The 25,184-nt window shown below is 72.8% G+C and carries 18 protein-coding genes and 1 tRNA gene; 12 read left to right on the plus strand and 7 right to left on the minus strand.

Going from position 1 to position 25,184, the window contains the following annotated elements; genetic code table 11:
• Positions 1 to 69: 69 nt before the first annotated feature.
• From E1292_RS14815 to E1292_RS14825, 3 genes are all read left to right on the plus strand, one after another.
• Positions 70 to 1,398: an NAD(P)/FAD-dependent oxidoreductase gene (locus E1292_RS14815; protein WP_132595755.1), complete on the plus strand. Its 1,329-nt coding sequence runs from the start codon at positions 70 to 72 to the stop codon at positions 1,396 to 1,398.
• A gap of 125 nt (positions 1,399 to 1,523) precedes the next feature.
• Positions 1,524 to 3,842 carry a rhamnogalacturonan lyase family protein gene (locus tag E1292_RS14820; protein WP_181958233.1) on the plus strand — a complete coding sequence of 773 codons (2,319 nt, stop codon included), beginning with the start codon at positions 1,524 to 1,526 and terminating at the stop codon, positions 3,840 to 3,842.
• A 180-nt stretch (positions 3,843 to 4,022) separates the two neighbouring features.
• Positions 4,023 to 4,544, plus strand: a complete 522-nt coding sequence (locus E1292_RS14825) for a hypothetical protein (RefSeq protein ID WP_132595721.1) — start codon at positions 4,023 to 4,025, stop codon at positions 4,542 to 4,544.
• Positions 4,545 to 4,564: 20 nt separating this feature from the next.
• Here E1292_RS14825 and E1292_RS14830 read toward each other — a convergent pair whose 3' ends face one another.
• Complete coding sequence (locus E1292_RS14830) at positions 4,565 to 6,049, minus strand: alpha/beta hydrolase (RefSeq protein ID WP_132595722.1); 1,485 nt, start codon at positions 6,047 to 6,049, stop codon at positions 4,565 to 4,567.
• A 164-nt stretch (positions 6,050 to 6,213) separates the two neighbouring features.
• On the opposite strand from E1292_RS14830, the gene fdh reads away from it, so the two are divergent.
• Genes fdh through nrfD form a run of 3 tightly spaced genes read left to right on the plus strand, consistent with a single transcriptional unit; the run spans position 6,214 to position 11,196 of the window.
• Positions 6,214 to 9,390 (plus strand): formate dehydrogenase, encoded by a 3,177-nt coding sequence (gene fdh / locus E1292_RS14840; RefSeq protein WP_246090121.1) that lies wholly within the window; start codon positions 6,214 to 6,216, stop codon positions 9,388 to 9,390.
• A complete protein-coding gene (locus E1292_RS14845; RefSeq protein WP_132595725.1) occupies positions 9,383 to 10,180 on the plus strand; it encodes a 4Fe-4S dicluster domain-containing protein in 798 nt (265 codons plus the stop codon). The genes fdh and E1292_RS14845 overlap by 8 nt, the downstream gene beginning before the upstream one ends.
• A complete protein-coding gene (gene nrfD, locus E1292_RS14850) occupies positions 10,177 to 11,196 on the plus strand; it encodes an NrfD/PsrC family molybdoenzyme membrane anchor subunit (protein WP_181958234.1) in 1,020 nt (339 codons plus the stop codon). Before E1292_RS14845 ends, nrfD begins: the two co-directional genes overlap by 4 nt.
• A 222-nt stretch (positions 11,197 to 11,418) precedes the next feature.
• Here nrfD and selD read toward each other — a convergent pair whose 3' ends face one another.
• A complete protein-coding gene (selD, locus tag E1292_RS14855) occupies positions 11,419 to 12,447 on the minus strand; it encodes a selenide, water dikinase SelD (RefSeq protein ID WP_132595727.1) in 1,029 nt (342 codons plus the stop codon).
• Between the two features lie 67 nt (positions 12,448 to 12,514).
• On the opposite strand from selD, the gene E1292_RS51075 reads away from it, so the two are divergent.
• The 3 genes from E1292_RS51075 (at position 12,515) to E1292_RS54895 (ending at position 15,738) form a co-directional block, all read left to right on the plus strand.
• Positions 12,515 to 12,608, plus strand: a tRNA-Sec gene (locus E1292_RS51075).
• A 14-nt stretch (positions 12,609 to 12,622) separates the two neighbouring features.
• Positions 12,623 to 13,921, plus strand: coding sequence for an L-seryl-tRNA(Sec) selenium transferase (gene selA, locus E1292_RS14860; RefSeq protein ID WP_132595728.1), 1,299 nt, complete (start codon positions 12,623 to 12,625; stop codon positions 13,919 to 13,921).
• Positions 13,921 to 15,738 (plus strand): SelB domain-containing protein, encoded by a 1,818-nt coding sequence (locus tag E1292_RS54895; RefSeq protein ID WP_132595729.1) that lies wholly within the window; start codon positions 13,921 to 13,923, stop codon positions 15,736 to 15,738. Before selA ends, E1292_RS54895 begins: the two co-directional genes overlap by 1 nt.
• 74 nt (positions 15,739 to 15,812) lie before the next feature.
• Here E1292_RS54895 and chrA read toward each other — a convergent pair whose 3' ends face one another.
• Complete coding sequence (gene chrA / locus E1292_RS14870) at positions 15,813 to 17,000, minus strand: chromate efflux transporter (protein ID WP_132595730.1); 1,188 nt, start codon at positions 16,998 to 17,000, stop codon at positions 15,813 to 15,815.
• A 144-nt stretch (positions 17,001 to 17,144) separates the two neighbouring features.
• Between chrA and E1292_RS14875 the strand changes: the two genes are divergently transcribed.
• The gene (locus tag E1292_RS14875; protein WP_132595731.1) at positions 17,145 to 17,774 is read left to right on the plus strand and encodes a TetR/AcrR family transcriptional regulator; all 630 of its coding nucleotides are present in this window, start codon (positions 17,145 to 17,147) and stop codon (positions 17,772 to 17,774) included.
• A 46-nt stretch (positions 17,775 to 17,820) separates the two neighbouring features.
• Positions 17,821 to 18,984 carry a cytochrome P450 family protein gene (locus E1292_RS14880; RefSeq protein WP_181958235.1) on the plus strand — a complete coding sequence of 388 codons (1,164 nt, stop codon included), beginning with the start codon at positions 17,821 to 17,823 and terminating at the stop codon, positions 18,982 to 18,984.
• A 64-nt stretch (positions 18,985 to 19,048) separates the two neighbouring features.
• On the opposite strand, the gene E1292_RS14885 is transcribed toward E1292_RS14880, so the two are convergent.
• The 3 genes from E1292_RS14885 to E1292_RS14895 form a co-directional block, all read right to left on the minus strand.
• On the minus strand, positions 19,049 to 20,260 hold the full coding sequence (locus E1292_RS14885) for a cytochrome P450 (protein WP_132595732.1): 1,212 nt from the start codon (positions 20,258 to 20,260) through the stop codon (positions 19,049 to 19,051).
• A gap of 9 nt (positions 20,261 to 20,269) precedes the next feature.
• On the minus strand, positions 20,270 to 20,929 hold the full coding sequence (locus E1292_RS14890; protein ID WP_220446831.1) for a TetR/AcrR family transcriptional regulator: 660 nt from the start codon (positions 20,927 to 20,929) through the stop codon (positions 20,270 to 20,272).
• Positions 20,930 to 21,071: 142 nt separating this feature from the next.
• Positions 21,072 to 21,695 carry a TetR/AcrR family transcriptional regulator gene (locus tag E1292_RS14895; RefSeq protein ID WP_132595733.1) on the minus strand — a complete coding sequence of 208 codons (624 nt, stop codon included), beginning with the start codon at positions 21,693 to 21,695 and terminating at the stop codon, positions 21,072 to 21,074.
• Positions 21,696 to 21,811: 116 nt separating this feature from the next.
• Here E1292_RS14895 and E1292_RS14900 point away from each other — a divergent pair, with 116 nt between their 5' ends.
• Positions 21,812 to 23,356 (plus strand): FAD-dependent monooxygenase, encoded by a 1,545-nt coding sequence (locus E1292_RS14900; RefSeq protein ID WP_132595734.1) that lies wholly within the window; start codon positions 21,812 to 21,814, stop codon positions 23,354 to 23,356.
• Between the two features lie 21 nt (positions 23,357 to 23,377).
• Here E1292_RS14900 and qcrB read toward each other — a convergent pair whose 3' ends face one another.
• On the minus strand, positions 23,378 to 25,012 hold the full coding sequence (gene qcrB / locus E1292_RS14905) for a cytochrome bc1 complex cytochrome b subunit (protein ID WP_132595735.1): 1,635 nt from the start codon (positions 25,010 to 25,012) through the stop codon (positions 23,378 to 23,380).
• Positions 25,013 to 25,184 lie beyond the last annotated feature (172 nt).

The raw sequence follows: 25,184 nt of genomic DNA on the forward strand, positions 1-25,184 counted from the left end.
CGGCCCTGATCGGGGAAAGGAGGGTTGAAGCGCCTCCGCCCGGCCAGATGGCAGGGCACGGGGGTGGAGATGGCGAAGCCGAGAGTCGTGGTCGTGGGTGCGGGGTTCGGCGGGTTCTCCTGCCTGCGGGGCCTGGAACGGAGGCTGCCTCCGGGAGCCGCGGAGCTCGTCCTCGTCAACCCTTCCGACTACCACCTCTACACCCCGCTGCTTCCGCAGGTCGCGGCCGGCGTCGTCAACCCGGCGGACGCGGCGGTCCCGCTGCGGGGCCTGCGGCGCACCCGGCTCAAGCCGGGGGAGGCGATCGGGGTCGACCTGGACGCGCGCACGGTGACGGTGCGCGACCGCGACGGGAACGTCAGCGGCATCGGATGGGACCGGCTGGTGCTCGCCCCCGGCAGCGTCACCCGCGCCGTGGACGTCCCTGGCCTCAAGGAGCACGCGCACGGCTTCAAGACCATCATGGAGGCGGTCTACCTGCGCGAGCGAGTCCTGGCGCAGCTCGAACTGGCCGACGGGCTGCGCGACGGGGCCGAGCGCGCGGCGTACACCACCTTCGTGGTGGTCGGTGCGGGGCTGGCGGGCACGGAGTACGTCGCGCAGATGCGGATGTTCGTGCGCTCGGCGCTGGCCGCCTACCCCCGGCTGCGGGCCGAGCACATCCGCTGGATCATCGTCGACCCCGGCCATCGGATCCTCTCGCACCTGGACCCCAGGCTGTCCGAGCGCGCGCTGGCCATCCTGCGTTCCCGGGACGTCGAGGTACGGCTCGGCGCCGCCGTCGACCGGTTGACCGCTGACACGGTCCATCTGAGCGACGGCACCACGGTGGCGTGCCGGCTGCTCGTGTGGACGGCGGGGGTCGCCGCCGACCCGCTGGTGGGCGAGCTCGGCCTGCCGACGGAGAAGGGCCGGCTCGTCGTGGGCGCCGACCTGGCCGTACCAGGACGGCCCGACGTCGTCGCCCTCGGGGACGCGGCGGCGGTGCCCGACCTGACCCGCCCGGGATCGGTGTGCCCGCAGACCGCCCAGCACGCGATGCGGCAGGGCCACGCCGCCGCCCGCAACGTCGCCGCCGGTCTCGGCCACGGGCGGGCCCGGCCGTACCGGCACCGCGACCTGGGCGCCGTGGCCGATCTGGGCGGCGGGCAGGCCGTCGCCGCGCCGTTCAACCTGCGGGTGACGGGCCGGGCGGCGTCGGCGATCACCGGCGCGTACCATCTGTTCGCCCTGCCCGCCGCCGGCAACCGGCTCCGCGTCGCCGCCGACTGGGCGCTGGCGGGCCTGCTCAGCCGCCAGACCGTCAGCCTCGGGCTGGTGCCGGACGCCGCCGCCGAGCTCTCCCGGGCCGAGCAGCTGAGCATTCGGCCTCCCGCTGAGCGGAAGCCCGCCGGGTGAAACTTTCACCCCTTCCTTGACGCTCCCGGCGGAAGCGCTGACAATCACCACGCTCACCGCCACCGGACCCGCGCCTTCTCCCTACCGGGATGTTAGCGATAACAAATCTCCTCGAAAGGACCCCCATGCGACCCCCCAAACGCTCATGGCACCTCGCCGGGCTGGTCACGGCGCTCGTCATGGCAGGCGCCGCGGTGAACCCGGTGACCGCGCACGCGGCGGACATCGACACCAGCGCGTACTACCAGCTCGTCTCCCGGCACAGCGGCAAGGCGATCGACGTGGAGGGCCGGTCCACCGCGAACGGCGCGGCCATCGTCCAGTGGGCCCCCGGCGACGGCACGAACCAGCAGTTCCAGTTCGTCGACTCGGGCGGCGGCTTCTACCGGATCAAGGCGCGGCACAGCGGCAAGGTCATCGACGTGTCCGGCGCCTCCACCGCCGACGGCGCCGAGGTCGTGCAGTGGACCGACACCAACGCCGCCAACCAGCAGTTCAGGATCGCCGACTCCGACGGCGGCCACGTCCGGCTGATCAACCGCAACAGCGGCAAGGCCCTCGACGTGTGGGAGTGGTCGACCGCGGACGGCGGACGGATCTCGCAGTACGCCGACCTCGACGGCTGGAACCAGCAGTGGCGGCTCGTCGAGGTGGACGGCGGCTCGGAACCCTCGACGGGGGCCAAGCAGATGGAGGACCTCGACCGCGGCCTGATCAGCGCGCGCTCCGGGAACGGCAACCTGGTCAGCTGGCGGCTGCTGGGCACCGAGGAGAGCGGCACCGGCTTCAACCTCTACCGCGGATCCACGAAGGTCAACTCCTCGCCGATCACCGGTGCGACCTCGTACCTCGACGGCGGCGCGGACGCGGGCGCCTCGTACACGGTGCGCGCGGTGGCCGGCGGGGTCGAGCAGGGCGCGTCCCCGGCGTCCCTGCGCTTCACCGGCGGCGACCACCTGGACGTGCCCCTCCAGATCCCCTCCGGCGGCACCACCCCTTCGGGCGAGCAGTACACCTACACCGCCAACGACGGCAGCGTCGGCGACCTCGACGGCGACGGCCGGTACGAGATCGTGCTCAAATGGGACCCGTCCAACGCCAAGGACAACTCCCAGTCCGGCTACACCGGCAACGTCTACATCGACGCCTACCGGCTGGACGGCACCCGGCTCTGGCGCATCGACCTCGGCCGCAACATCCGCGCCGGCGCCCACTACACCCAGTTCCAGGTCTACGACTACGACGGGGACGGCCGGGCCGAGGTGGCGATGAAGACCGCCGACGGCACCAGGGACGGCGCCGGCACCGTCATCGGCAGCGCGTCCGCCGACCACCGCAACTCCAGCGGCTACATCCTGTCCGGCCCCGAGTACCTCACCATGTTCGACGGCCTGACCGGCGCGGCCCTGTCGACGGTCGGCTACGACCCGCCGCGCGGCGACGTCTCCTCATGGGGCGACGACTACGGCAACCGGGTCGACCGGTTCCTGGCCGGGACGGCGTACCTGGACGGCGAGCGGCCGTCGCTGATCATGGCCCGCGGCTACTACACCCGCGCCGTGATCGCCGCCTGGGACTTCCGCAACGGCTCCCTGACGAAGCGGTGGACGTTCGACTCCAACTCCTCCGGCAACGGCGCGGCCGCCGGCCAGGGCAACCACCAGCTGTCCGTGGCCGACGTGGACGGCGACGGCCGCCAGGAGATCGTGTACGGGTCGGCGACCGTCGACGACGACGGCCGGCTGATGTACACCACCGGGTTCGGCCACGGCGACGCTTTGCACGTCGGCGACCTCGTGCCCAGCCGGTCCGGCATCGAGGTGTTCACCATCCACGAGTCCGGCAGCCGGCCCGCCGCCGACCTGCACGACGCCCGTACCGGTCAGGTGATCTTCCAGCGGCCGGGCAACGGCGGCTCGGAGGGACCGGGGCGCGGCGTCGCGGGCGACGTGCACGCCGGCAACCCGGGCGCTGAGTTCTGGGGCTCGGGCACCCACATGTCGAACCTGTACAACGCCTCGGGCTCGCCGGTCGGCCGCACCCCGTCGTCGGCCAACTTCCTGGCCTGGTGGGACGGCGACCCGGTGCGCGAGCTGCTGGACCAGACCAGGATCGACAAGTACGGCACCTCCGGCGACACCCGGCTGCTGACCGGCAGCGGGGTGGCCTCGAACAACGGCACCAAGGCCACCCCGGTGCTCTCCGGCGACCTGCTCGGCGACTGGCGCGAGGAGGTCGTCTGGCGCACCGGCGACAGCCGGGCCCTGCGCGTCTACGCCACCACCGCCACCACCGACCTGCGCATCCACACGCTGGCCCACGACCCGCAGTACCGCGTCGCGCTGGCCTGGCAGAACACGGCCTACAACCAGCCGCCCCACCCGAGCTTCTTCATCGGCGCGGGCATGAGCACGCCGGCCAGGCCGGACATCTACGTCCGCTGAAAGGACCACCCGTCGAGGCAGGATCGCCACACGACAAAGACCGGACATGTGCGGTGCCGGACGCGGCCTTCCCGGTGAGGGCCTCGCGTCAGGCGTGCGCGGATGGGCGGTCATGGCGCACGCGAGGTCAGGTGTGTTCCGGGTTGACGCGTTGGCGGGGGAGCACGAGGATCGCCTGACATGGGCTGGAACACATCCGCGTTGTTCGTCCGTGGCCGCTCGATCGACGAGGTCGTCGGCAGCCTTCCCGGCGATGCCGGTTTCGTACCGAGCGGTGAGCGGTTGAGCGCCGATCACGCGTGGCGTCACACCCCTGGCCAACGCCTGTATCTCGCTGAAGCGGGCGGCTGGTGCCAGATGTGGGACACGGACCAGCGGATCTCCCTCGACGTGGGCGACCTGCTCGAGTCCGGAGCGCTCACGACGCTCAAGGGCACCCGGGCGCTCGCGGTCCTGTTCGCCGGCGTGTCGGGCGTTTACGGATGGTGGCTCTACGACGACGGCGCGTTGGTCAGGGGCGTCGTCTTTCAGGACGGCGAGCCCGTGGTGGACGTCGGCGAGCCGCTGGCGGTGGAATCCCGGGCCGGGATTCCACCGTGGGGTCCCGACGAGGACTTCCTGTGGACGGTGATCAACGACGTGACCGGGCTGACCGCCACGGTTGATCAGCTTTTCGACGTGTACGCCGTCGCGGAGCGTTGAAGGCCGCCGGAGCCGCCCGGCTATTTCTCGGCGGCCGGCCGCGCCCGGCACACGGTCCCGGTGGCGGGCAGCCTTCCCGTCACGAGGTAGGCGTCGATGTGCCGGGTCGCGCAGGCGGACCTCCGGTAGGCGGTGTGGCCGTCGCCGTCGTAGGTCAGCAGGCCGGAGCCCTCGATGCGTGCGGAGAGGCTGCGCGCCCAGCGGAGCGGGGTGGCGGGGTCGTGGGTGTTGCCGACGACCAGGACGGGCGGCAGCCCCTTGATCGGCCGCGCGTGCGGGGCGCGGGCCGGGGGGACCGGCCAGCCCACGCAGCCCACGGTCATGTCCCAGAACTCCGACGTGCCGCGCATGTGGGGGGCCGCCTTGACGACCTGCCGCATCCGGTCGCGCACGTCACGGTAATTACGGATGCGGGGGTCGACGTCCGAGCAGAGGATCGAGCGGTAGGCGGCCGTGCTCACCGGGTCGTCCAGCGCCTGGGCCCGCATGGACGCGAAGAGCCGGGCGTCCCCCTGCTCGGCCTGCGTGATCGCGGTGGCCAGCCCTCCGGCGAACTCCGGGGTGTTGGTGAGGAACGCGTAGGCGGTGTAGCGCAGCTCCTCGGCGGTCAACGGCCGGCCGCCTCGCACGCCGATCGGTTCGCGCTCGGCCGTGGCGACCAGGCTGTCCCACACCTTGCCGGCATCGCGGCCGTGCAGGGCGCACGTGGCGGTGTCCGCACACCAGGCGGTGAACCGGCCGAAGGAGTCCTCCACCGCCCCGGCCGCGTCGACGACCAGCCGGGCCGCGGGGATGCCCTGGTCGACCGCGCCGTCCAGGGCCATCGTGCGCACCCGGTCGGGGAACAGGCGGGCGTACCGTGCGCCGAGCATGCTGCCGTACGACTTGCCGAAGAAGCTCACCTTCGCCACGCCGAGGGCGGCCCGCACCGCGTCGAAGTCGCGTGCGACGTCGGCCGTGTCGAGGTGCCCGAGCAGGGGGCCGGTGCCTTTCGAGCAACTGCGGCCGACGGCCGTGTTGGACGCGACGAGGTGCTCGTAGCCGGTCCGGCTTCTCGGGAATCGGCTGATCCCGGGGTCGTGGACGGGCAGTCCGCACCGCACTGCGGGCGTGCTCTCGCCCACCCCCCGTGGGTCGATGCCGACGATGTCGAAGCGGCGGCGCAGCTCGTCGGAGAAGGTGCTGGACGCGTAGTCGCGCACGAGAAGCGCGCCCGGTACGCCCGGGCCGCCCGGATTGTAGAAAAGTGTGCCCACCCGGGAGCCGGGGTCGGTGGCCTTCCGGCGTACGACGGCCAGTTCGATCTTCGCCCCCGAAGGGGCGCTCCAATCGAGCGGCACCTTGATCACACCGCATTCGGCGCCCGGCCGGTCGGCGCAGCCGGTCCATGACAGGCGGCCCGGAACGAGGGCGGAGGGGCGGGTGCTCGCAGCGGCGGACGTCCCGCCGCCCAGGCCGAGCGCCGAGGCGGAGGTGATGGCGACAATGATCCGGAAGAAGTTCACGGAGGAGCATTCTTCGCACCGGCTCCGGCTCGGTCATCGGCCGTTCGGACGACCCTGATCGGCCGAACGGCCCCCATCGCAGGGCCGTGGCGTTCGTGGTGAACTGTCCTGATTTTGACTGAAGCGCCCGAATGAGCCAGCCGGAAACGGGCAGAGGTCGCGTTATGCCAGGAAGGGGATGGCTAGCCCGGTGGCCGGTGATTCGGCAGCTCACGGGCGAGGACGGCAGGAGCGACGCGGCCCGGTCGGCCCGCACCGACGCCCTGCGCCCCCGCACCGAGGAGGCCGGGACCGTAGCCCGCTCGATCTGCCCCTACTGCGCGGTCGGCTGCGGCCAGCTCGTCTACGTCAAGGACGGCGAGGTCACCCAGATCGAGGGCGATCCCGACTCGCCGATCTCCAGGGGGCGGCTCTGCCCCAAGGGCTCGGCCAGCAAGCAGCTCGTCACCCATCCGGGCCGCCAGACCCAGGTGCTGTACCGCAGGCCGTACGGCACCGGCTGGGAGCGGCTCGACCTGGACACCGCGATGGAGATGATCGCCGACCGGGTGGCGCGCACCCGGCGGGAGACCTGGGAGGAGACCCACGAGGGCAGGGTCGTGCGCCGCACGCTGGGCATCGCCAGCCTGGGCGGGGCGACGCTCGACGACGAAGAGAACTACCTGATGAAGAAGCTGTACACCGCCCTCGGCGCCATCCAGGTCGAGAACCAGGCCCGCATTTGACACTCCTCCACCGTCCCCGGTCTGGGGACCAGCTTCGGGCGTGGCGGCGCGACCACCTTCCAGCAGGATCTGGCAGGCGCGGACTGCATCGTCATCCAGGGCTCCAACATGGCCGAATGCCACCCCGTCGGCTTCCAGTGGGTGATGGAGGCGAAGGCCCGCGGGGCCAAGGTCTTCCACGTCGACCCGCGCTTCACCCGCACGAGCGCGCTGGCCGACCGGCACCTGCCGATCCGCGCGGGCAGTGACATCGTGCTGCTCGGCGCGCTGATCCACCACGTGCTGGAGAACGAGCTGGACTTCCGCGAGTACGTGCTGGCCTACACCAACGCCGCCACGATCGTGTCCGAGGACTTCCGCGACACCGAGGACCTCGACGGCCTGTTCTCCGGCTGGGACCAGGAGGCGGCCACGTACGACCCGAGGAGCTGGGCGTACGAGCCCTCGGGTGAGCAGCCCCCGGCCGATCAGGCGGAGGGCGGGCCCAGGGACGCCGAGGCGGCCGGCGCGGACACCTACGGGGCGGGCGGACCCGCCGCGCACCCCAGCCCGCGCACCGACCCGACGCTGACCCACCCGCGCTGCGTCTACCAGATCGTGAAGCGGCATTTCGCCCGCTACACCCCGGAGCTGGTCGAGCGGCTGTGCGGCATCCCGCGCGACGGCTTCGCCGAGCTGGCCGAGGCGGTGACCGCCAACTCCGGCCGCGAGCGCACCACCGCCTGGGTCTACTCGGTCGGCTGGACCCAGCACACCGTCGGCGCGCAGTACATCCGCACCGCCTCGATCCTGCAGCTCCTCCTCGGCAACATGGGACGGCCCGGCGGCGGCATCCTGGCGCTGCGCGGCCACGCCAGCATCCAGGGCTCGACCGACATCCCGACGTTGTTCAACATCCTGCCCGGCTACCTGGACATGCCGCACGCCGAGCGGCACGGCGGCCTCGACCACTACCTGGAGGTGGAGGGCGGCACGACGGGCTTCTGGGGGAACCGGCGCTCCTACGTGGTGAGCCTGCTCAAGGCGTGGTGGGGCGAGGCCGCCACCGAGGAGAACGACTTCTGCTTCGGCCACCTGCCGCGCATGACCGGCGACCACGGCCACTACACCACCGTGATGGGCCAGATCGACGGCACCGTGAAGGGCTACTTCGTGGTGGGGGAGAACCCCGCCGTCGGCTCCTCCGGCGGCCGGGCGCAGCGCCTCGGCCTGGCCAACCTCGACTGGCTCGTCGTCCGGGACCTGACCCTGGTGGAGACCGCCACGTTCTGGCTGGACGGCCCGGAGCTGGAGACGGGCGAGCTGCGCACCGAGGACATCGGCACCGAGGTGTTCTTCCTGCCCGCCGCGAGCCACGTGGAGAAGGAGGGCACGTTCACCAACACCCAGCGGCTGCTCCAGTGGCGCGAGAAGGCGCTCGACCCGCCCGGCGACTGCCGCAGCGAGCTGTGGTTCTACCACCACCTCGGCAAGCTCCTCAGACAGCGGATGACCGACGACGAGATCGACCGGCCGGTGCGCGAGCTGACCTGGGACTACCCGGAGCACGGCGTGCACAGGGAGCCCTCGGCCGAGGCCGTGCTCCGCGAGATCAACGGCGTCGGCCCCGACGGGCGGGCCCTGTCGAACTCCACCCAGCTGCGACCCGACGGCTCCACGGCCTGCGGCTGCTGGATCTACTGCGGCGTGTACGCCGACGAGGTCAACCAGGCCGCCCGCCGCCGCCCCGGCCGGGAACAGAGCGCCGTGGCGCCCGAATGGGGCTGGGCCTGGCCGGCCAACCGGCGCATCCTCTACAACCGGGCCTCAGCCGACCCCGAGGGCAACCCGTGGAGCGAGCGCAAGGCGTACGTGTGGTGGGACGCCGGGCGCGGCGAGTGGACCGGGCAGGACGTGCCCGACTGCGAGATCGGCAAGCCGCCCGGCTACGAGCCGCCCGAAGGCGCCCGCGCCCAGGCCGCGCTCGCCGGGACCGACCCGTTCATCATGCAGTCCGACGGCAAGGGCTGGCTGTACGTGCCGGCCGGCCTCGTCGACGGCCCGCTGCCCGCCCACTACGAGCCGCACGAGTCGCCGGTCGCCAACCCGCTCTACGCCCAGCAGGCCAACCCGGCCCGCCGCACCTACCACCGGCCCGAGAGCCCGTACAACGCGCCGGGGGGACGCTTCCCGTACGTGCTGACGACGTACCGGCTGACCGAGCACCACACGGCCGGCGGGATGAGCCGGCCGCTAGCCTACCTCGCCGAGTTGCAGCCCGAGCTGTTCTGCGAGGTGTCGCCGCAGCTCGCCGGACAGCTGGGGCTGGCCAACGGCGGCTGGGCCACGATCGTGACCAGCCGCGCCGTCGTGGAGGCCAGGGTGCTGGTCACGGGGCGGATGCGGCCGCTGCGCGTCGAGGGCAGGGTCGTCCACCAGGTCGGCCTGCCGTACCACTGGGGCTGGGGCGGAGGCGGCCTGGTCACCGGTGACGTCGCCAACGACCTGATGCCGCTGGTGCTCGACCCGAACGTCTACATCCAGGAGGGCAAGGCCATGACCTGTGACGTGCGGCCGGGCCGCCGGCCGAGGGGCCGGGCGGCGCTGGATCTGCTGGAGAGGTACCGCCATGGCTGAGCGGATGGGGTTCTTCACCGACACGAGCGTCTGCATCGGGTGCAAGGCGTGCGAGGTGGCCTGCAAGGAGTGGAACCAGATCCCCGACGACGGCTTCGTCTTCGAGGCGACCTCCTACGACAACACCGGCATGCTGGGGGCTAGCACCTGGCGGCACGTCGCGTTCATCGAGCAGTCACGGCCGGTGCTCGCCGGCGACGACGAGGGCGTGGACCGGTGGCTGATGTCCTCCGACGTGTGCAAGCACTGCACGCACGCCGCCTGCCTGGACGTCTGCCCGACCGGGGCGCTGTTCCGGACCGAGTTCGACACGGTCGTGGTGCAGGCCGACATCTGCAACGGGTGCGGCTACTGCGTGCCCGCCTGCCCGTACGGCGTGATCGACCGGCGGGAGGGCGACGGGCGGGCCTGGAAGTGCACGATGTGCTACGACCGCCAGCTCGGCGGCCTCGAACCGGCCTGCGCCAAGGCGTGCCCCACCGACTCGATCCAGTTCGGGCCGCTCGACGAGCTGCGGGAGCGCGCCGAGGAACGGGTGACCCGCCTGCGCGCCGACGGGAACGAGGAGGCCCGCCTGTACGGCGAGAGCCCCGGCGACGGCGTGGGCGGGGCGGGGGCGTTCTTCCTGCTGCTGGACGAGCCCGAGGTGTACGGCCTGCCGCCGGATCCCGTGGTGACCACCCGCGACCTGCCGGCCATGTGGCGCTGGGCGGGCGCGGCCGCGCTGTCGGCGGCGGGCGCCGTGGCCCTCGCCTTCCTCGGGCCGTCGCGCGGGGGAGGGCGGCGATGACGCGGGAGCGGGCGGTGGTGCCGGAGGCGGAGTTCCGGTCCTACTACGGCCGTCCGGTGCTCAAGCCGCCCGTCTGGCACGAGCCCCACATGCCTACATATCTCTATTTGGGCGGGATGTCGGGAGCCTCGTCCGCCATAGCCGTCATGGCCCGGCTGACCGGCCGCCCCCGCCTGGACCGCACCGCCCGCGTCGCGGCGGCCGCCGGGGCGTCCCTCGGAGCCGCCCTGCTCGCCGCCGAGCTGGGCAGGCCGGAACGGTTCCTCAACATGCTGCGCATCTTCAAGCCCACCTCCCCGATGAGCGTCGGCTCGTGGATCCTCGCCGCCCAGAGCGGGCTGTCGGCCGCCGCCATGACCGGCGACCTGACCGGCGTCCTGCCGGCCGCGGGCGACGCGGCGCTGCTGGCCACCGGGGTGACCGGGCCGCTGACCGCCACCTACACCGCCGTCCTGGTCGCCGACACGGCCGTACCCGCCTGGCACGAGGCGTACCGGGAGCTGCCGTTCCTGTTCGCGGGCAGCGCGATGGCCGCCGCGGGCGCGATCGCGATGCTCGGCACGCCCCGGGCCCACGCCGGCCCGGCCCGTGCCGTGGCCGCGCTCGGAGCGGCCACGGAGACGGTCGCGGGCGAGGTGATGGAACGGCGGCTCGGGTTCGTCGGGGAGCCGTACCGGACGGGACGGGCCGGACGGCTCCTGCGTGCCGCGCGTGCCCTGACGGTGGGCGGCGGGCTGCTCGCGGTGGTCGCGGGGCGCAGCCGTGCCCTCACCGCCCTGGCCGGGGTCGCCCTCACGGCGGGCTCCCTGTGCACCCGCTTCGGCATCCTGGAAGCGGGCCGCGCCTCGGCCGCCGACCCGAAGTACACCGTCGTCCCCCAACGCCGACGCCTCGACGCGGCCTCGACGCCGGCTCCTGACGGCGACGACCTGCACGCGGGACGGCTCACACACGACGCCGGCTCCGACAGCGACGGTCCACACGCAGCACACCTCACACGCGACGCCGGCTCCTGACGGCCGGCGCGAGGAACGCCACACGCGCCACGGCGTTTCCCTACGGCCGCGCGAGGAAGGCCGCACGCGCCATGGCGTTCCCCCACGGCCGCGCGAGGAGCGCCGCACGCGCGACGCCGGTTCCCGGCGGCGGGTTCCTCGCGAGGGACCTCACGCGCGACGCCCACGTTCCCAGCGCCGTGGGCGATCCGTCCTGGACGGCAGGCTGCCCGAGCCGCGCGGTCAGCGCAGGCGGAGGTGAGGGCCGTCCAGGGGGACCAGCTCGCCGACGACCGGCGCGCCCGGGACCTCGCCCGCGACCAGCAGGCCGCCCGACGTCTGGGCGTCGGCCAGCAACAGGAGCTCGTCCTCGCCGAAGCCGCCGGGGTCGAGCCGGGGCCGTACCCAGTCGAGGTTGCGGCGGGTGCCGCCGCTCACGTAGCCGTCGCCCAGCGCCCGCCGGGCGCCCTCCAGGTACGGCACCGCCGCCACGTCCACCACCGCTGTCACGCCGCTCGCCCGGGAGAGCTTGTACAGGTGCCCGAGCAGGCCGAAGCCGGTCACATCCGTGGCGCACTCCACCCCGGCGGCCAGCGCGGCCCGCGCGGCGTCGCGGTTCAGCGTGGTCATCGTGTTCACCGCCTGCGCGAACACCTCGCCCGTCGCCTTGTGCCGCGCGTTGAGCACGCCGATGCCGAGCGGCTTGGTCAGCGAGATCGGCAGGCCGGGCCGGGCGGCGTCGATGCGCAGCAGCCGTGCCGGGTCGGCCAGGCCGGTGACCGCCATGCCGTACTTCGGCTCCGGGTCGTCCACGCTGTGGCCGCCGGAGACGTGGCAGCCGGCCTCCCGTGCCACGTCCAGGCCGCCGCGCAGCACCTCTTTCACCAGGTCGAGCGGCAGCCGATCGCGGGGCCAGCCGAGCAGGTTCACCGCGACGAGGGGCTCCCCGCCGACCGCGTACACGTCGGACAGGGCGTTGGCCGCCGCGACGCGCCCCCAGTCGTACGGGTCGTCCACCACGGGCGTGAAGAAGTCGGCGGTGACCACGACCGCCCGGTCACCGCCGATCCGTACCACGGCGGCGTCGTCCCCGTCGTCCAGTCCCACGATCAGCTCCCCGGCCGGTGCGCCGGTGGCGCCGGGGTCCGGCGACTTGAGGCCGGCGACGATGGCCTCCAGCTCGCCGGGCGGGATCTTGCAGGCGCAGCCGCCTCCGTGGGCGTACCGCGTCAGCCGGACCTGGCCGTCCTCCACCGGGTTCGCAGATGTCATGGCCGTCCTCACTGCAGTTCGCGGGTGCCGCCGGGTCACCTACCCCGCGGTGGGTAGGTTCTCCCCTGGAGGCGTCTGGGCGCCTGGTGGCCCCCGCGGTCTTCAAAACCGACGAGGTCGAGGTCCTCGGCCTGGCGGGTTCGATTCCCGTCCGCCTCCGCTTATGTTCGGGGACATGGACCGTCGCAGGCTGGTGCCGCGCACCGACGCCGTGCTCGCCGACCCGCGCCTGGTGGAGGCGGGCGGGCGGCTGGGCAGGTCGGTGGTCAAGGCGGCGGTGGCGGCGGCCCAGGATCGGGCGCGGCGGGGCGAGATCGGTCCCGGGGAGGTGGTCGACGCGGCGGTGGCGGCGCTCCCGGCGCACGCGGCGAGCCTGCGCCCGGTCGTCAACGCCACGGGCGTGCTGGTCCACACGAACCTCGGCCGGGCGCCGCTGTCGGCGGCGGCCGTCGCGGCGATGACCGCCGTCGCGGGGCCCGCCGACGTGGAGTTCGACCTGGTGACGGGCGCCAGGGCGCGGCGGGGACGGGGCGCGGTCGAGGCGCTCGCCGCAGCCGTGCCCGCGGCGGCTGACGTGCACGTCGTCAACAACAACGCCGCCGCCCTCGTCCTGGTCGCCACCGCGCTCGCCGCCGGGCGGGAGATCCTCATCAGCCGGGGTGAGCTGGTGGAGATCGGTGACGGGTTCCGCATCCCCGACCTGCTCGCCTCCACCGGGGCGCGGCTGCGCGAGGTGGGCACCACCAACCGCACCTCCGCCCGCGACTACGCCGACGCGGTGGGGCCGCGGACGGGGTTCGTGCTCAAGGTCCACCCGTCGAACTTCCGGATCGAGGGCTTCACCGGTGCGGCCGAGGTGCCGGAGCTGACCGGGCTGGGCGTGCCCGTCGTCGTGGACATCGGCTCGGGCCTGCTGGTCCGCGAGCCGCTGCTGCCCGCGGAACCGGACGCCACCACCATGATCGAGTCGGGCGCCGACCTGGTGACGGCCAGCGGCGACAAGCTGCTCGGCGGGCCGCAGGCGGGTCTCCTCCTGGGCCGCGGCGACCTGGTCGAACGCTGCCGCCGCCACCCGCTCGCCCGCGCGCTGCGGGTGGACAAGCTCACGCTCGCCGCGCTGGAGGCGACGCTGCGCGGTCCCGTGCCGCCGGTGCGGGAGGCGCTGCACGCCGGCCCGGCGGCGCTGGCGCGGCGTGCCGCCGGCCTGGCCGGCCGTCTGGCCGGTGCCGGGGTCGACGCGTCGAGCGTGCCGAGCACGGCCGCCGTGGGGGGTGGCGGCGCGCCGGGCGTGAGGCTGCCGAGTGCCGCCGTGAGCCTGCCCGAACGGCTCGCTGTCCCGCTGCGGACGGGCGATCCGCCGGTCGTCGGCCGGATCGAGCACGCTCGCCTGCTGCTGGACCTGCGCACCGTCCCGCCCGATCGCGACGACGACGTGGAGCGCGCGGTGCTGGCGGCCGCGGAGGTGCGGGGCTGATGCACGTCGTGGCCACCGCGGGGCACGTCGACCACGGCAAGTCCACCCTGGTACGCGCGCTCACCGGCATGGAGCCCGACCGGCTGGACGAGGAACGCCGGCGCGGCCTGACCATCGAGCTCGGCTACGCGTGGACGGCGCTCCCGTCGGGGGAGCGGCTCGCGTTCGTGGACGTCCCTGGCCACGAACGGTTCCTCGGCACGATGCTCGCGGGGGTCGGGCCCGTGCCGGCCGTCATGTTCGTGGTGGCGGCCGACGAGGGGTGGATGCCCCAGTCGGAGGAGCACCTGGTGGCCCTGGAGGCCCTCGGGGTACGACACTGCCTGCTCGTGGTGACCCGGTCCGACCTCGCCGATCCGTCGCCGGTGGTCGCGCAGGCCCTCGCCCGCCTGGACGCGGCCGGCATCGGCGAGGCGGAGGCGGTCGCCGTGAGCGGGCGCACCGGACAGGGGCTGCCCGAGCTGCGGCAGGCGCTGGACCGGCTCGTGGCCGGGCTGCCGCAACCCGATCCGGCCGCGGCGGTACGGCTCTGGATCGACCGGGCGTTCAGCGTGACCGGCAGCGGCACGGTGATCACCGGCACGCTGCCGGCAGGAACGGTCTCGGTGGGCGACGAACTGCTGCTCGCCGGCGAACCGGTGCGGGTCAGGGGGCTCGAGTCGCTGAAGGAGCCGCGGGACACGGTGACCGGGGTCGCCAGGGTGGCGGTCAACCTGCGTGGCCATGACGTCCCGGGCCGCGGGCACGCGCTCGTCACGCCGGGCGGCTGGACGTACACGGACCTGGTGGACGTGCGCGTCGCCCACGTCGGGGGACTGCGGCGCGAGGCCGCCGGGTTGCCCCGGCGGTTGACGGTCCACGTCGGGTCGGCGGCGGTGGCGGCCGAGACGCGGCCGCTCGGCGGGCGCGTCGTGCGGCTGCGGCTGGCCCGGCCGGTGCCGCTGCACCTCGGCGACGTGCTGCTGCTGCGTGACCCCGGGCGTGACCGGTCGGAGGCGCGGGTGCTCGCCGGGGCGAGCGTGCTCGACGTGCGCCCGCCTGCCCTGGGCCGCAGGGGCGCCGCCAGGCAGCGGGCTGCCCTGCTGGAGTCGGCCCTGCTGGAGTCGGCCCTGTTGGAGTCGGCGCGGCCGGACGCGGCCCCGCCGGTGGCCGCCGCGCCCGGCACGGCGTACGCGCTGCGCCTGCACCGGTTGTTGCGCGCCGCCGACCTGCGTGCCATGGGCGTCGCGCCTGACACTCCCGGAACGTCAGGGGAGTGGTACGCCGATCCGGGGCACTGGAGGGATCTGGGCCGGCGGCTCGTGGAGGCGGTGCGGCAGTACGCGGCCGGCCATCCCCTGGACCCCGCCATGCCGATCGAGGCGGCCCGCCACGAGCTGGGCCTGCCCGACCGGAGGCTGGTCGCCACGCTCGTACGTCCGCCGCTCGCGCTCGCCGGAGGGCGGATCGTGGCCGGGCCCGCGGGCCTGCCGGAGCGGGTGGCCAGGGCGGTCGAGCGGCTGAGACGGGACCTGGCGGCGCGGCCCTTCCACGCCCCGGACGCGGGCCGGCTGGCCGAGCTGGGGCTGGGTCCGCGGGAACTGGCCGCGGCCGAACGGGCCGGGAGCCTGCTGCGCGTGGGCGAGGGAGTCGCGCTGTTGCCGGGAGCCGACGCGCGGGCGGCCGAACTGCTGAGCCGGCTGCCGCAACCGTTCACGGTCAGCCAGGCCAGACACGCCCTCGACACCACGCGCCGCGTCGTCGTGCCGCTGCTCGAACACCTCGACAGGGCCGGCCTCACCGAACGGGTGGACGAGGTGCACCGGCGCTGCATATGACACGGCTCGGCGCCCGGCGGGCTCGAACAGCGCCGGGGCCGGCGGGCACCATGCCGTCACCCTTTGATGGGTGTTCAGGCGAGCAGGGTGCGGGCGAGCCCGATGGCGGCACCGCCGGCGATCAACCAGGCGTTGTTGAGCCTGGTCGTCCAGAGCAGCACCAGGCTGAGCACCGCTATGGCCGCGGTCAGCGGGTCGACGACGGCCGTGCGGGCGAGCTGGTAGGAGACCCCGGCCATGAGCGCCAGCGCCGCGGCGTTCACACCGTCGAGCAGTGCGGATGCCCACGCGCTCGAGCGCAGCCAGCCGGTGAGCCGGGTGAGCAGGCCGACGAAGACGAACGACGGCAGGAAGATGGCCACCGTGGCCACGAACGCGCCGATCGGCCCGGCAACGACATAGCCCACGAAGGTGGCGGTGGTGAACACCGGCCCGGGGGTGACCTGCCCGATGGAGACGGCGTCGACGAGTTGCTGCGAGGTGATCCAGCCGAGCCGCTCGACGAAGTCGCCGCGCAGGAAGGCCAGCAGCACGTAACCGCTGCCGTACAACACCGAGCCGATCTTCAGCATGGTGAGGAACAGCTGCGTCAGCTGGCCTCCGGTGGGGTCGGGGAAGAGGGGGGATCCGCCGAAGGTGAGCAGCGGGGCGGCGAGCAGGCCGGGCACCCGGTTCTGACCGCCGGGCGGGCGGCGCGGCAGCCGGACGGCCAACGCGAGCAGCGCTCCGGCCGCCAGGATCAGCAGTTCGTTGGTCCCCGCCAGGTAGGCCGCCAGGGCGGCGAGAGCCAGGACGCCCAGCCACACGGTCTTGATCACCGTGCGCCACAGGCCGAACAGAGCGTGGGCGATGATGGCGATCACCGCGGGGACGACGCCGTACAGGAGGCCCTCGGCCGCGGGCGTGCTGCCGTAGGTGACGTAAGCCCAGGCCAGGGCGGTGACGATGAGCGCGGCAGGGAGGATGAAGCAGACCCCGGCCGCGACGAGACCGCGCATGCGCGCACGGTCGTGGCCCAGGTGGATGGCCAGCTCGGTGGAGTTGGGCCCCGGGATCAGGTTGGTCGCGCCCATCAGGTCGGCGAAGCGCTCGTCGCTCACCCAGCCGCGGCGGCGCACCAGCTCGTCGCGCATCATCGCGGTGTGCGCGGCCGGGCCGCCGAAGGCGATGGTGCCCAGCTTGAGGAACAGCAGCGCCACCTCCCGGACCGCGCGCCGGGACGCCCCCGCCTCGCCGGAACCTCCGGTGACGTGCTCGTTCACCGCTGCGGCCCTTTCTCGGTGTGGCACGGCCTGCGCCGATGGCGCCGTGCCTTGTTCGACGACGGTAGGCGACTATATCAAATCAATTTGATGGATGGCTGACCAGTTGTACAGTTGGCTGACCAATTGGTTATCATCCTGAGCATGCGGTCAGACAAGGGCGATCTGAAGGCTCGTGCCAGGATCCGGAACGCCGCCCTGGAGCTGTTCGGGGCGGAGGGCGCCACCGGGGTGAGCCTGCGTGCTGTCGCCGCCCGCGCCGGTGTCTCCCACGCCCTGGTCCTGCACCATTTCGGCAGCAAGGAGGGCCTGCGCAAGGAGTGCGACGCGTACGTGATCTCGCTCGTGCGCGGCGGCCCCGGCGTCGAGGCGCTGGAGGACACGGCGGGACTGGCGGCGATGCTGGAGGCCGCCGGCCCGGTGCGCCGGTATCTCGGCCGGGCGTTCATGGACGGCACTCCGGAGGCGGCGGCGCTCTACGACGAGATCGTCGAGGCCACCGAGCGGTGGCTGGAACAGGGTGTGGCCGAGGGGTGGGCGCGGCCGAGCCAGGACCCGCGCGCCCGCGCCGCGATCTACGTGACCTGGCTGCTCGCCCCGCTGGCCTTCGGCGAGCACCTGTCGCGGGTGCTCGGCGTCCCGGACCCGCACGACATGGATGCCACGTTGCGTCACTCGCGCGCCGGCATCGAGATCTTCACCGGCGGCGTGTTCGCCGACGACCGCGCCCTGACGGCCTGGGAGGCGGTCAGGAAGGAGCGGCGGGCGCGGTGACGGCGCTGCCGCCATGACCATCTTCGCCCCTCGAGGAGACATGACCATGACCGACATCGCCGGCTTGATGACGGCCCCCGACAGAGACGCGTTCCTGGCCGAACTGGCCCGGCAGGGGCCGGTGTGCCGCGGCACCTACGTCGACGGCACACCCGTCTGGCTGGTGACCGGCTATCCCGAGAGCGTGGCGGTGCTCACGGATCCGCGGTTCAGCAGCGACGTCACCCGGCAGTCCAGGATCGACCTGGCCGCCCTCGCCGGGCTGCCCGACGACGTCGCCCCGTACCTGCTGCACACGCTGGGCGTCTACGATCCGCCCGACCACACCAGGCTGCGGCGGCTGGTGTCACGCGAGTTCACCGCACGCCGGGTGGAGAGGATGCGCCCGCGCATCCAGGAGATCGTCGACGCGTTGTTGTCCGGTCTGCCCGAGGAGTTCGACCTCATCGAGCGCTTCGCCCACCCCCTGCCCGTCCAGGTGATCTGCGAGCTGCTCGGCGTGCCGCCGGCGGACCGCGGCACCTGGCGTTCCTGGGCCGCCGACCTCGGGGCCCCCGATCTGGAAAAGGTCGCGGCCGGAGCCAGGGCCCTGGTCGGATACATGTCGGAGCTGATCGACGCCAAGCGGGCGGCTCCTGGTGACGATCTGCTGTCGGGGCTGGTCAGGGTGCAGGAGGCCGACGGCGACCGGCTCAGCGACGAGGAACTGATCTCGATGTCGATCAGCATCCTGATCGCCGGGCACGAGACCACCGTCGGCCTCATCAGCCAGAGCGTCTGGCTCCTGCTCACCCGCCGCATCGATCCCGGTGACATCTCCTCCGCCGTCGAGGAGTTCCTGCGCTTCACGGGGAGCGCGGAGATCGCCGTCATGCGTTACTCGCTGGAGCCCGTGGAGATCGGCGGCGTGACCATCCCGCAAGGGGAGGCGGTGCAGGTCGTGTACGCGGCCGCCAATCGCGACCCGCGCCGCTTCGACCAGCCCGGCCGGCTGGACCTGCGCCGCCCCGACAACGCGCATCTCGCCTTCGGCCACGGCATCCACTACTGCCTGGGCGCGGCGCTGGCCCGGTGCGAGACCCAGATCGCCCTCGCGACCCTCCTGGACCGCTTTCCCGGGCTCACCCTGAGCGTGCCCGCCTCGGAGATCGGCTGGCAGCCCGGGATGAAGCGGGCCCTGACCTCCCTGCCGGTCCGTACGGCGCCCTGACCCCGCCGCATCGCGGGCCGGCCGGAACGGGTCACACGGCCCGCCCCGGCCGGCTTGTTCGCGGTCAGCGAGGCGGCCAGAGCAGCTGGAGGCGGCGCACTCCCGTCATGGTCGGGGTGGGGATGAACTCCACGGGCTCGTCAGGGTCGGCCCGCAGGGGGTCGAAGCGATCGAGCAGGATGTTGAGCGCGACCCGCCCTTCCAGCCGGGCCAGGGGAGCGCCGAGGCAGAAGTGGATGCCGCGGCCGAAGGCGAGATGCGGGTTGGGGTCGCGGCCGGGGTTGAAGACGCCGGGGTCGGGGAACTGCCGGGGATCCCGGTTCGCCGGTCCCAGCCAGGCCATCAGGAGCTGATCGGCGGGTATCGTCACGCCGCCCAGGTCGGCCTCGCGGGTGGTGGTCCTGGCGAGGGCGGCGAACGGGGTGAAATAGCGCAGGGACTCCTCGATCACGGCCGGAACGGTGGAGCGGTCGGCCCGGACCCTGTCCTGCTGCTCGGGGAAGGCGTCGAGGCACAGCACCGTGTTGCCGAGCAGCATCGTCGTGGTGATGTGCCCGGCCAGCAGGAGGACGATCGCGAAGTTGACCACCTGGTCGTCGGGCAGCCGCTCGCCGTCCACCTCGGCCTCGACCAGCTTGGTGAGCAGGTCGGCGCGCGGTCGCGTTCTGCGCTCCGCGGCGTGGGCGGCGAGATAGCCGGACATCTCCTTCCACGGCTTCAGCACCGCCTGAACCTCGGCGTCGCGGTTCTCCGGCCGCTCGGTGAGTGAGATCTTGCTGTCCCGCTCGAACAGCGCGTCGGCCCACTGCTTGAACAGGGCCCGGTCGCTGCTGGGCACCCCCAGCAGTTCGGCGATGACGATGACGGGGAGGGGGTAGGCCAGGTCGGTCACCAGCTCGAACCGGCCGCGCTCGGCCGCCGCGTCGAGCAGCTCGCGGGTGAGGGCGGCGATCCTCGGTTCGAGATCCGCGACCACCTTCCGGGTGAACGCGCTGCTGACCAGCTTGCGCAGCTTGCCGTGCTCCGGCGGGTCGATCTGGGTGATGAAGCCCTCCATCGAGAACTCCTCCGCCTCCGGCATCATCTGCTTGGGAATCACGCGCATGGTGTCGGAGGAGAACGTCGCGGGGTCGCTCAGGATCTCGTGCAGTTCCGGATACCCGTAGACGTTCCATATCCCGGTGGCCGCGTCGAACTCCACCGGCCGGCCCGATCGCGGCCCGTGCAACCAGAAGTGCTGCCGGGGAATGTCGTATCGCTGGACGATGTCGGCCATCGCCTCTCCTTAGTCGTAGATCCACTTTCGGTAGGGCGGAACCAGTTCCGTGAAGATCGAGATGAACTCGGTCGCCGCCGCGGTGAGCACCTCACGCGAGGGCTGCTCCGCCGGCTCGAACACCTCGCGCACGGCGAAGGCGAGCGCGTCGGCCCTGCTCTCCTCGTCCAGGGCGGATTCGGTGCTCTCAGAGCCGTCGAGGACGTAGAAGCCCGTCTGCACGGCGGTCATCGTGTACGGCAGGTTGGGCACGTCGGTCCTGAGCAGCCCGTACCTGTCGGCCACCCGGAAGAAGCGCTCGGCCGCGAGGAGGTCGTGGCTGCGCATGGGGTGTTTGGCGAGCTTGCCGAGCAGATCGAGGTCCGTGGTGAGCACGGCTCGAAGGAGCGGCTTCCTGCACATGCCGAGGAAGGCGACGCGCGCGAAGCGGTGCGGCTGCACGTTCGCCGGATCCTCGCGCATCAGCGCGGCGAACTCCTCCACGAGCTCGATGGACTCGCGCAGCAGCAGCGCATCGAAAAGCTCGTGCTTGGTGCGCCAGTGCAGGTAGACGGTGCCCTTGCCGACCTCGGCCCGTGCGGCGATGTCGTCGACGGTGACCTTGCGGTAACCGTGCCGGAGCAGCAACTCCCCGGCCGCGTCGAGAATCCGGTCCGCCCGCTCCCGCAACGGATACTCCTTTGACTGGATATGAAATCTGGTCAATGAGTCACACTACGCCGATCGCGGGTGCGGTCAAGGGTTGCTCGGCGAGGAAAGGTGTGAACGTGCGCCACCTGGCCCGGACGCGGCCGGGCCAGCTCGAACCGGGCTACCGGCGGCGGCAGGCCGCCAGCGCGGCCAGGATGACCTCCACGAGCGGCGTGATGTCGTCGTCCAGGGACTCCCCGGGCTGCCACGGGGTGCGCGGGCGCAGGTAGGCGAGCCCGACCAGGCAGTCGACGGCCAGCTCGGTGTCGAGGTCGGCCGGCAGCTCGCCCCGGTCGACGGCGCGGTGGAGCAGCCGGGCTCCCGCGGAGCGGCGGGGCTGCTCCGCGCTGGTCTGCATGGCCGCGGCCAGGCGCGGGTTCCTGGTGGCCTCGGCGGTCAGGTCGGTGAGGACGCGCATGGTCCGCGGGTCGGCCCGCAGCGCGGAAGCGTGGCGCACGAAGCCTTCGACGTCTTCGCGCAGGGTGCCGGTGTCGGGCAGCGGCACGGCCTCGTCGGCCAGGCTGGTGAGGATCTCCAGCACCAGCGGCTCCTTGGAGGCCCAGCGCCGGTAGATGGCGGCCTTGCCGACCCCTGCGCGGCGGGCGATGGCGTCCATGGACATCCGGGCGTAGCCGCTGTCGATCAGCTCGGCCAGAGCCGCCTGGCGGATCGCGTCGGTGAGGTCGGCGCGCAGCACGGCCGCGCCTGCCGGCCGGCGGTCGGGGCCGGAAGTGGCGTCGGGCATCCGGAAGACCCTCCACTCGAGACGGAACGGTTGTGTTCCATCGTAAGGGGAGCTAACGTGAGAGGGAAGGAACGTAACAGTTCCGTCCTGACGTCTCTCGCTGGCAGGTGGTGGCCATGGCAGAATCCGCGGAGGTCCTGGTGGTCGGGGCCGGACCCGCCGGTCTCGCGCTGGCCTGCGCGCTGCGGCTGCACGGGGTGGCCGTACGGGTGGTGGACCGGGCGCAGGGCCCGGCCACCACCTCACGCGCCAACATCCTGCACGCCCGCGGCGCCGAGGTGCTCGACCGGCTCGGCGCGCTCGGCGACCTGCCCGGCCGCTCGGCCCCGTCACTCGTCCTGACCACGTACATCGGCGGGCGGGCCGCGCTCGTCACCCGCTTCGGCGAGGCCGGCCCGGGCACGCCCAAGCCGGCGCTGGTCCTCCCCCAGACGGACATCGAGGCCCAGCTCCGCTCCCGCCTGGCCGAGCTGGGCGTCGACGTGGAATGGGGCACCGCCCTGACCGACCTCGCCGAGGACGACCACGGTGTCACCGCCGTTCTCGACGGCGGGCGCAAAGTGCGCGCCGGCTGGCTGGCCGGCTGCGACGGCAGCCACAGCACGGTCCGCAAGCTGTCCGGCATCCCCTTTCCCGGCGCGCCGCTGACCGACCAGTGGCTCCTGGCCGACGTGCACGCCGGGTGGGATCTCGCCCGCGCCGGTGGACACGGGTGGGCGCACCAGGATGGGCCGCTGTTCGCCATGCCCATGCCCACGCCCGCCGGCGGCGGAGCCGACGACCGGTGGCGGCTGATGGCCTACCTGCCGGGCGCCAAGGACGAAGAGCTCACCGAGCCCGAGATCCTCACGGCCTTCCGCCGCCTGGTGGGCGAGCGCGCCGGCCTCGACGGGGAGAAGATCCGCCACGCGGTCTGGGCGTCGGTCTTCCGCGTCCACCGCCGGCTGGTCGACGCCTACCGCCGGCGCCGGATCCTCCTGGCCGGTGACGCGGCCCACATCCACAGCCCGATGGGCGGGCAGGGCATGGTCACGGGCATGGGCGACGCCGAGAACCTCGCCTGGAAGCTCGCGCTCGTCATCCAGGGCCACGCCGGCGAGCGGCTGCTGGACACCTACCAGGACGAACGCCGTCCGCTCGCGACCGAGGTGCTCCGCAACACCAGCGCCACCACCCGCCTCCAGATCGGGGACAGCCCGCTGCTGCGGCTGCTGATCAAGTGGGTACTGGTGCCGCTGGGCAACCACCCTGCGGTGCAGCGCCGATCCACCCAGATCGCCTCGCAGCTGGGAGTGAGCTACCGCCGCGGTCCCCTGGCCGTCCGCGGCTCCCTGCCCGGGCCCGGCCGCCGTCCACGATCCGGCGACCGCGTTCCCGACCTGCGGTGCGTCGACGCGGACGGCGACGTCACCCGCCTGCATGCCGAACTGGGCGGGCGCTGGGCGCTGCTGGCCACCGCCCGCGCCGCGCCCGCATGTCAGTCGGAGGCGAGCGCGTCCCTGGGCGATCGCGTCGTCGTGCTCACGCCGGCCGGTTGGCGAGACGACGAGGTGTGGCTCGTACGTCCCGACGCGCATCTGGCCTGGCGTGGCCGGCCGGCCTCCGGCGGCCTCGGCCGTTGGCTGCGGGGCGCGCTCCAGCAGGGACGCGCGCAGGCGTGACCGGCGGCGACGTGGCGGGCGTCAGCCCGGTGGCGCCTTCCTCTCCGGTGTTCTCGCGGCCTCTTTCTCGCCGTCGTGGCCGTCGCCGAGCGGGATCTGGTCGCCGCCGTACGCGCGGCTCATCCTGAGCCGGAGGCGGCCGAGCGGGCCCCGGGCGGTCACGGGCGGGACGCGTTCGCCGTCCTCGCGCGCCCCGGGGAGCATCGGGATGGCCGACCTGCCACGCAGGTGTGCATCGACGTCGTCCGACGGCGGTGTGTGGACCTCGATGAACTCCCCGTGAGGCAGGCGCCTGATGACGCCCGACTCCACCCCGTGATCGATGGTGGCGGCGTCCGATCGCTGCAGGCCCAGGCACAGCCGGTAGGTGATCAGGTAGGCCAGCGCCGGGCCCAGGAAGATCAGCACCCGGCCCGCGTACGTCGTCCAGTTGAGGCTGATGTTGAAGAAGGTCGCGATCAGGTCGTTGGCGCCGAGCACCAGCAGCAGGCCGTAGAAGGTGATGCCGGTCACGCCGATCGCGGTGCGGTGCGGGTTGTTGCGGGGGCGGTCCGCGATGTGGTGCTCGCGGCGGTCGCCGGTGATCCAGCGTTCCAGGAACGGATAGAGCACCAGGCCGGTGAGGATCAGGCCCAGCGGCGCCAGCGCCGGGATCAGCACGCTCAGCGGCAGCGTGCCCGCCTGGGCGGTCCCGAAGAGGTTGATCTCCCAGGAGGGCATGATCCGCAGGGCGCCTTCGAGGAAGCCCATGTACCAGTCCGGCTGGGATCCCGCGGAGACGTCCGACGGCGTGTAGGGGCCGTACAGCCAGATGGGATTGATCTGGGTGAAGGTCGACAGCCCCGTCAGTACGGCGGCCGTGAAGAGGAGGTACGCGCCCGACTTGGCCATGAAGGCGGGCAGGAGCGGGGCGCCCACCACGTTCTTCTCGGTACGGCCCTTGCCCGGCATCTGCGTGTGCTTCTGCACCCACATCAGCACCAGGTGGGCGGTGATGAGGGCGATCAGGATGCCCGGGATCAGCAGGATGTGCAGGGCGAAGAAGCGCTGGATAACGGCATCGCCGGGATACTCGCCGCCGAACAGGAAGAACGACAGGTACGAGCCCACCAGCGGGATCGACATCAGCACGCCCTGAGTGATCCGCAGGCCGGCGCCGGACAGCAGATCGTCGGGCAGGGAGTAGCCGGTGAGCCCTTCGACGAGGGCCAGGATGAACAGCCCGATGCCGATCAGCCAGTTCAGCTCGCGCGGCTTGCGGTAGGCGCCGGTGAAGAACACCCGCATCATGTGCACCATCAGGCTGGCGGTGAACAGCAGGGCGGCCCAGTGGTGGATCTGCCGGAGCAGGAGACCGCCGCGCACGTCGAAGGTGATCTCCAAGGTCGAGGCGTACGCCTCGGACATCCCCACGCCCCTGAGCGGCGCGTAGGAGCCGTCGTAGACGACGTGCCCCATGCTGGGCGTGAACCAGAAGGTCAGGAACGTTCCGGTGAGCAGCAGGATGATGAACGAGTAAAGGACGATCTCGCCCAGCAGGAACGACCAGTGGTCCGGGAATATCTTGCGCAGGTTGCGCTTGAGGAAGGGCGCCGCTCCCAGGCGATCGTCGAGATATCTGCTCGGGCCGGCGATGAACTTGGGCACTGTGGTCATGCGTGGCCTCCCCGTGGGCCGCCGTTCCAGCGCGGGCGGGACGCGGGGGAGAACGAACGCCGTCACTCCACCCGCGGCAAGCCGAAGCAACTGGTAAGCCGCATTACCGAAGCGTAGTCTCGCGACCGTCAACGCCGGCTAAGCCCGGCCGGTGCTCCGGGCAAAAGCATGG

It is taken from the genome of Nonomuraea deserti (genome assembly GCF_004348685.1).
Classification (GTDB): Bacteria; Actinomycetota; Actinomycetes; order Streptosporangiales; family Streptosporangiaceae; genus Nonomuraea; species Nonomuraea deserti.

Coding starts and splice junctions, on each gene's coding strand:
- E1292_RS14815 (WP_132595755.1), top strand. CDS start 70: ATGGCGAAGCCGAGAGTCGTGGTCGTGGGTGCGGGGTTCGGCGGGTTC.
- E1292_RS14820 (WP_181958233.1), top strand. CDS start 1,524: ATGCGACCCCCCAAACGCTCATGGCACCTCGCCGGGCTGGTCACGGCG.
- E1292_RS14825 (WP_132595721.1), top strand. CDS start 4,023: ATGGGCTGGAACACATCCGCGTTGTTCGTCCGTGGCCGCTCGATCGAC.
- E1292_RS14845 (WP_132595725.1), top strand. CDS start 9,383: ATGGCTGAGCGGATGGGGTTCTTCACCGACACGAGCGTCTGCATCGGG.
- nrfD (WP_181958234.1), top strand. CDS start 10,177: ATGACGCGGGAGCGGGCGGTGGTGCCGGAGGCGGAGTTCCGGTCCTAC.
- selD (WP_132595727.1), bottom strand. CDS start 12,447: ATGACATCTGCGAACCCGGTGGAGGACGGCCAGGTCCGGCTGACGCGG.
- selA (WP_132595728.1), top strand. CDS start 12,623: ATGGACCGTCGCAGGCTGGTGCCGCGCACCGACGCCGTGCTCGCCGAC.
- E1292_RS54895 (WP_132595729.1), top strand. CDS start 13,921: ATGCACGTCGTGGCCACCGCGGGGCACGTCGACCACGGCAAGTCCACC.
- E1292_RS14875 (WP_132595731.1), top strand. CDS start 17,145: ATGCGGTCAGACAAGGGCGATCTGAAGGCTCGTGCCAGGATCCGGAAC.
- E1292_RS14880 (WP_181958235.1), top strand. CDS start 17,821: ATGACCGACATCGCCGGCTTGATGACGGCCCCCGACAGAGACGCGTTC.
- E1292_RS14885 (WP_132595732.1), bottom strand. CDS start 20,260: ATGGCCGACATCGTCCAGCGATACGACATTCCCCGGCAGCACTTCTGG.
- E1292_RS14895 (WP_132595733.1), bottom strand. CDS start 21,695: ATGCCCGACGCCACTTCCGGCCCCGACCGCCGGCCGGCAGGCGCGGCC.
- E1292_RS14900 (WP_132595734.1), top strand. CDS start 21,812: ATGGCAGAATCCGCGGAGGTCCTGGTGGTCGGGGCCGGACCCGCCGGT.
- qcrB (WP_132595735.1), bottom strand. CDS start 25,012: ATGACCACAGTGCCCAAGTTCATCGCCGGCCCGAGCAGATATCTCGAC.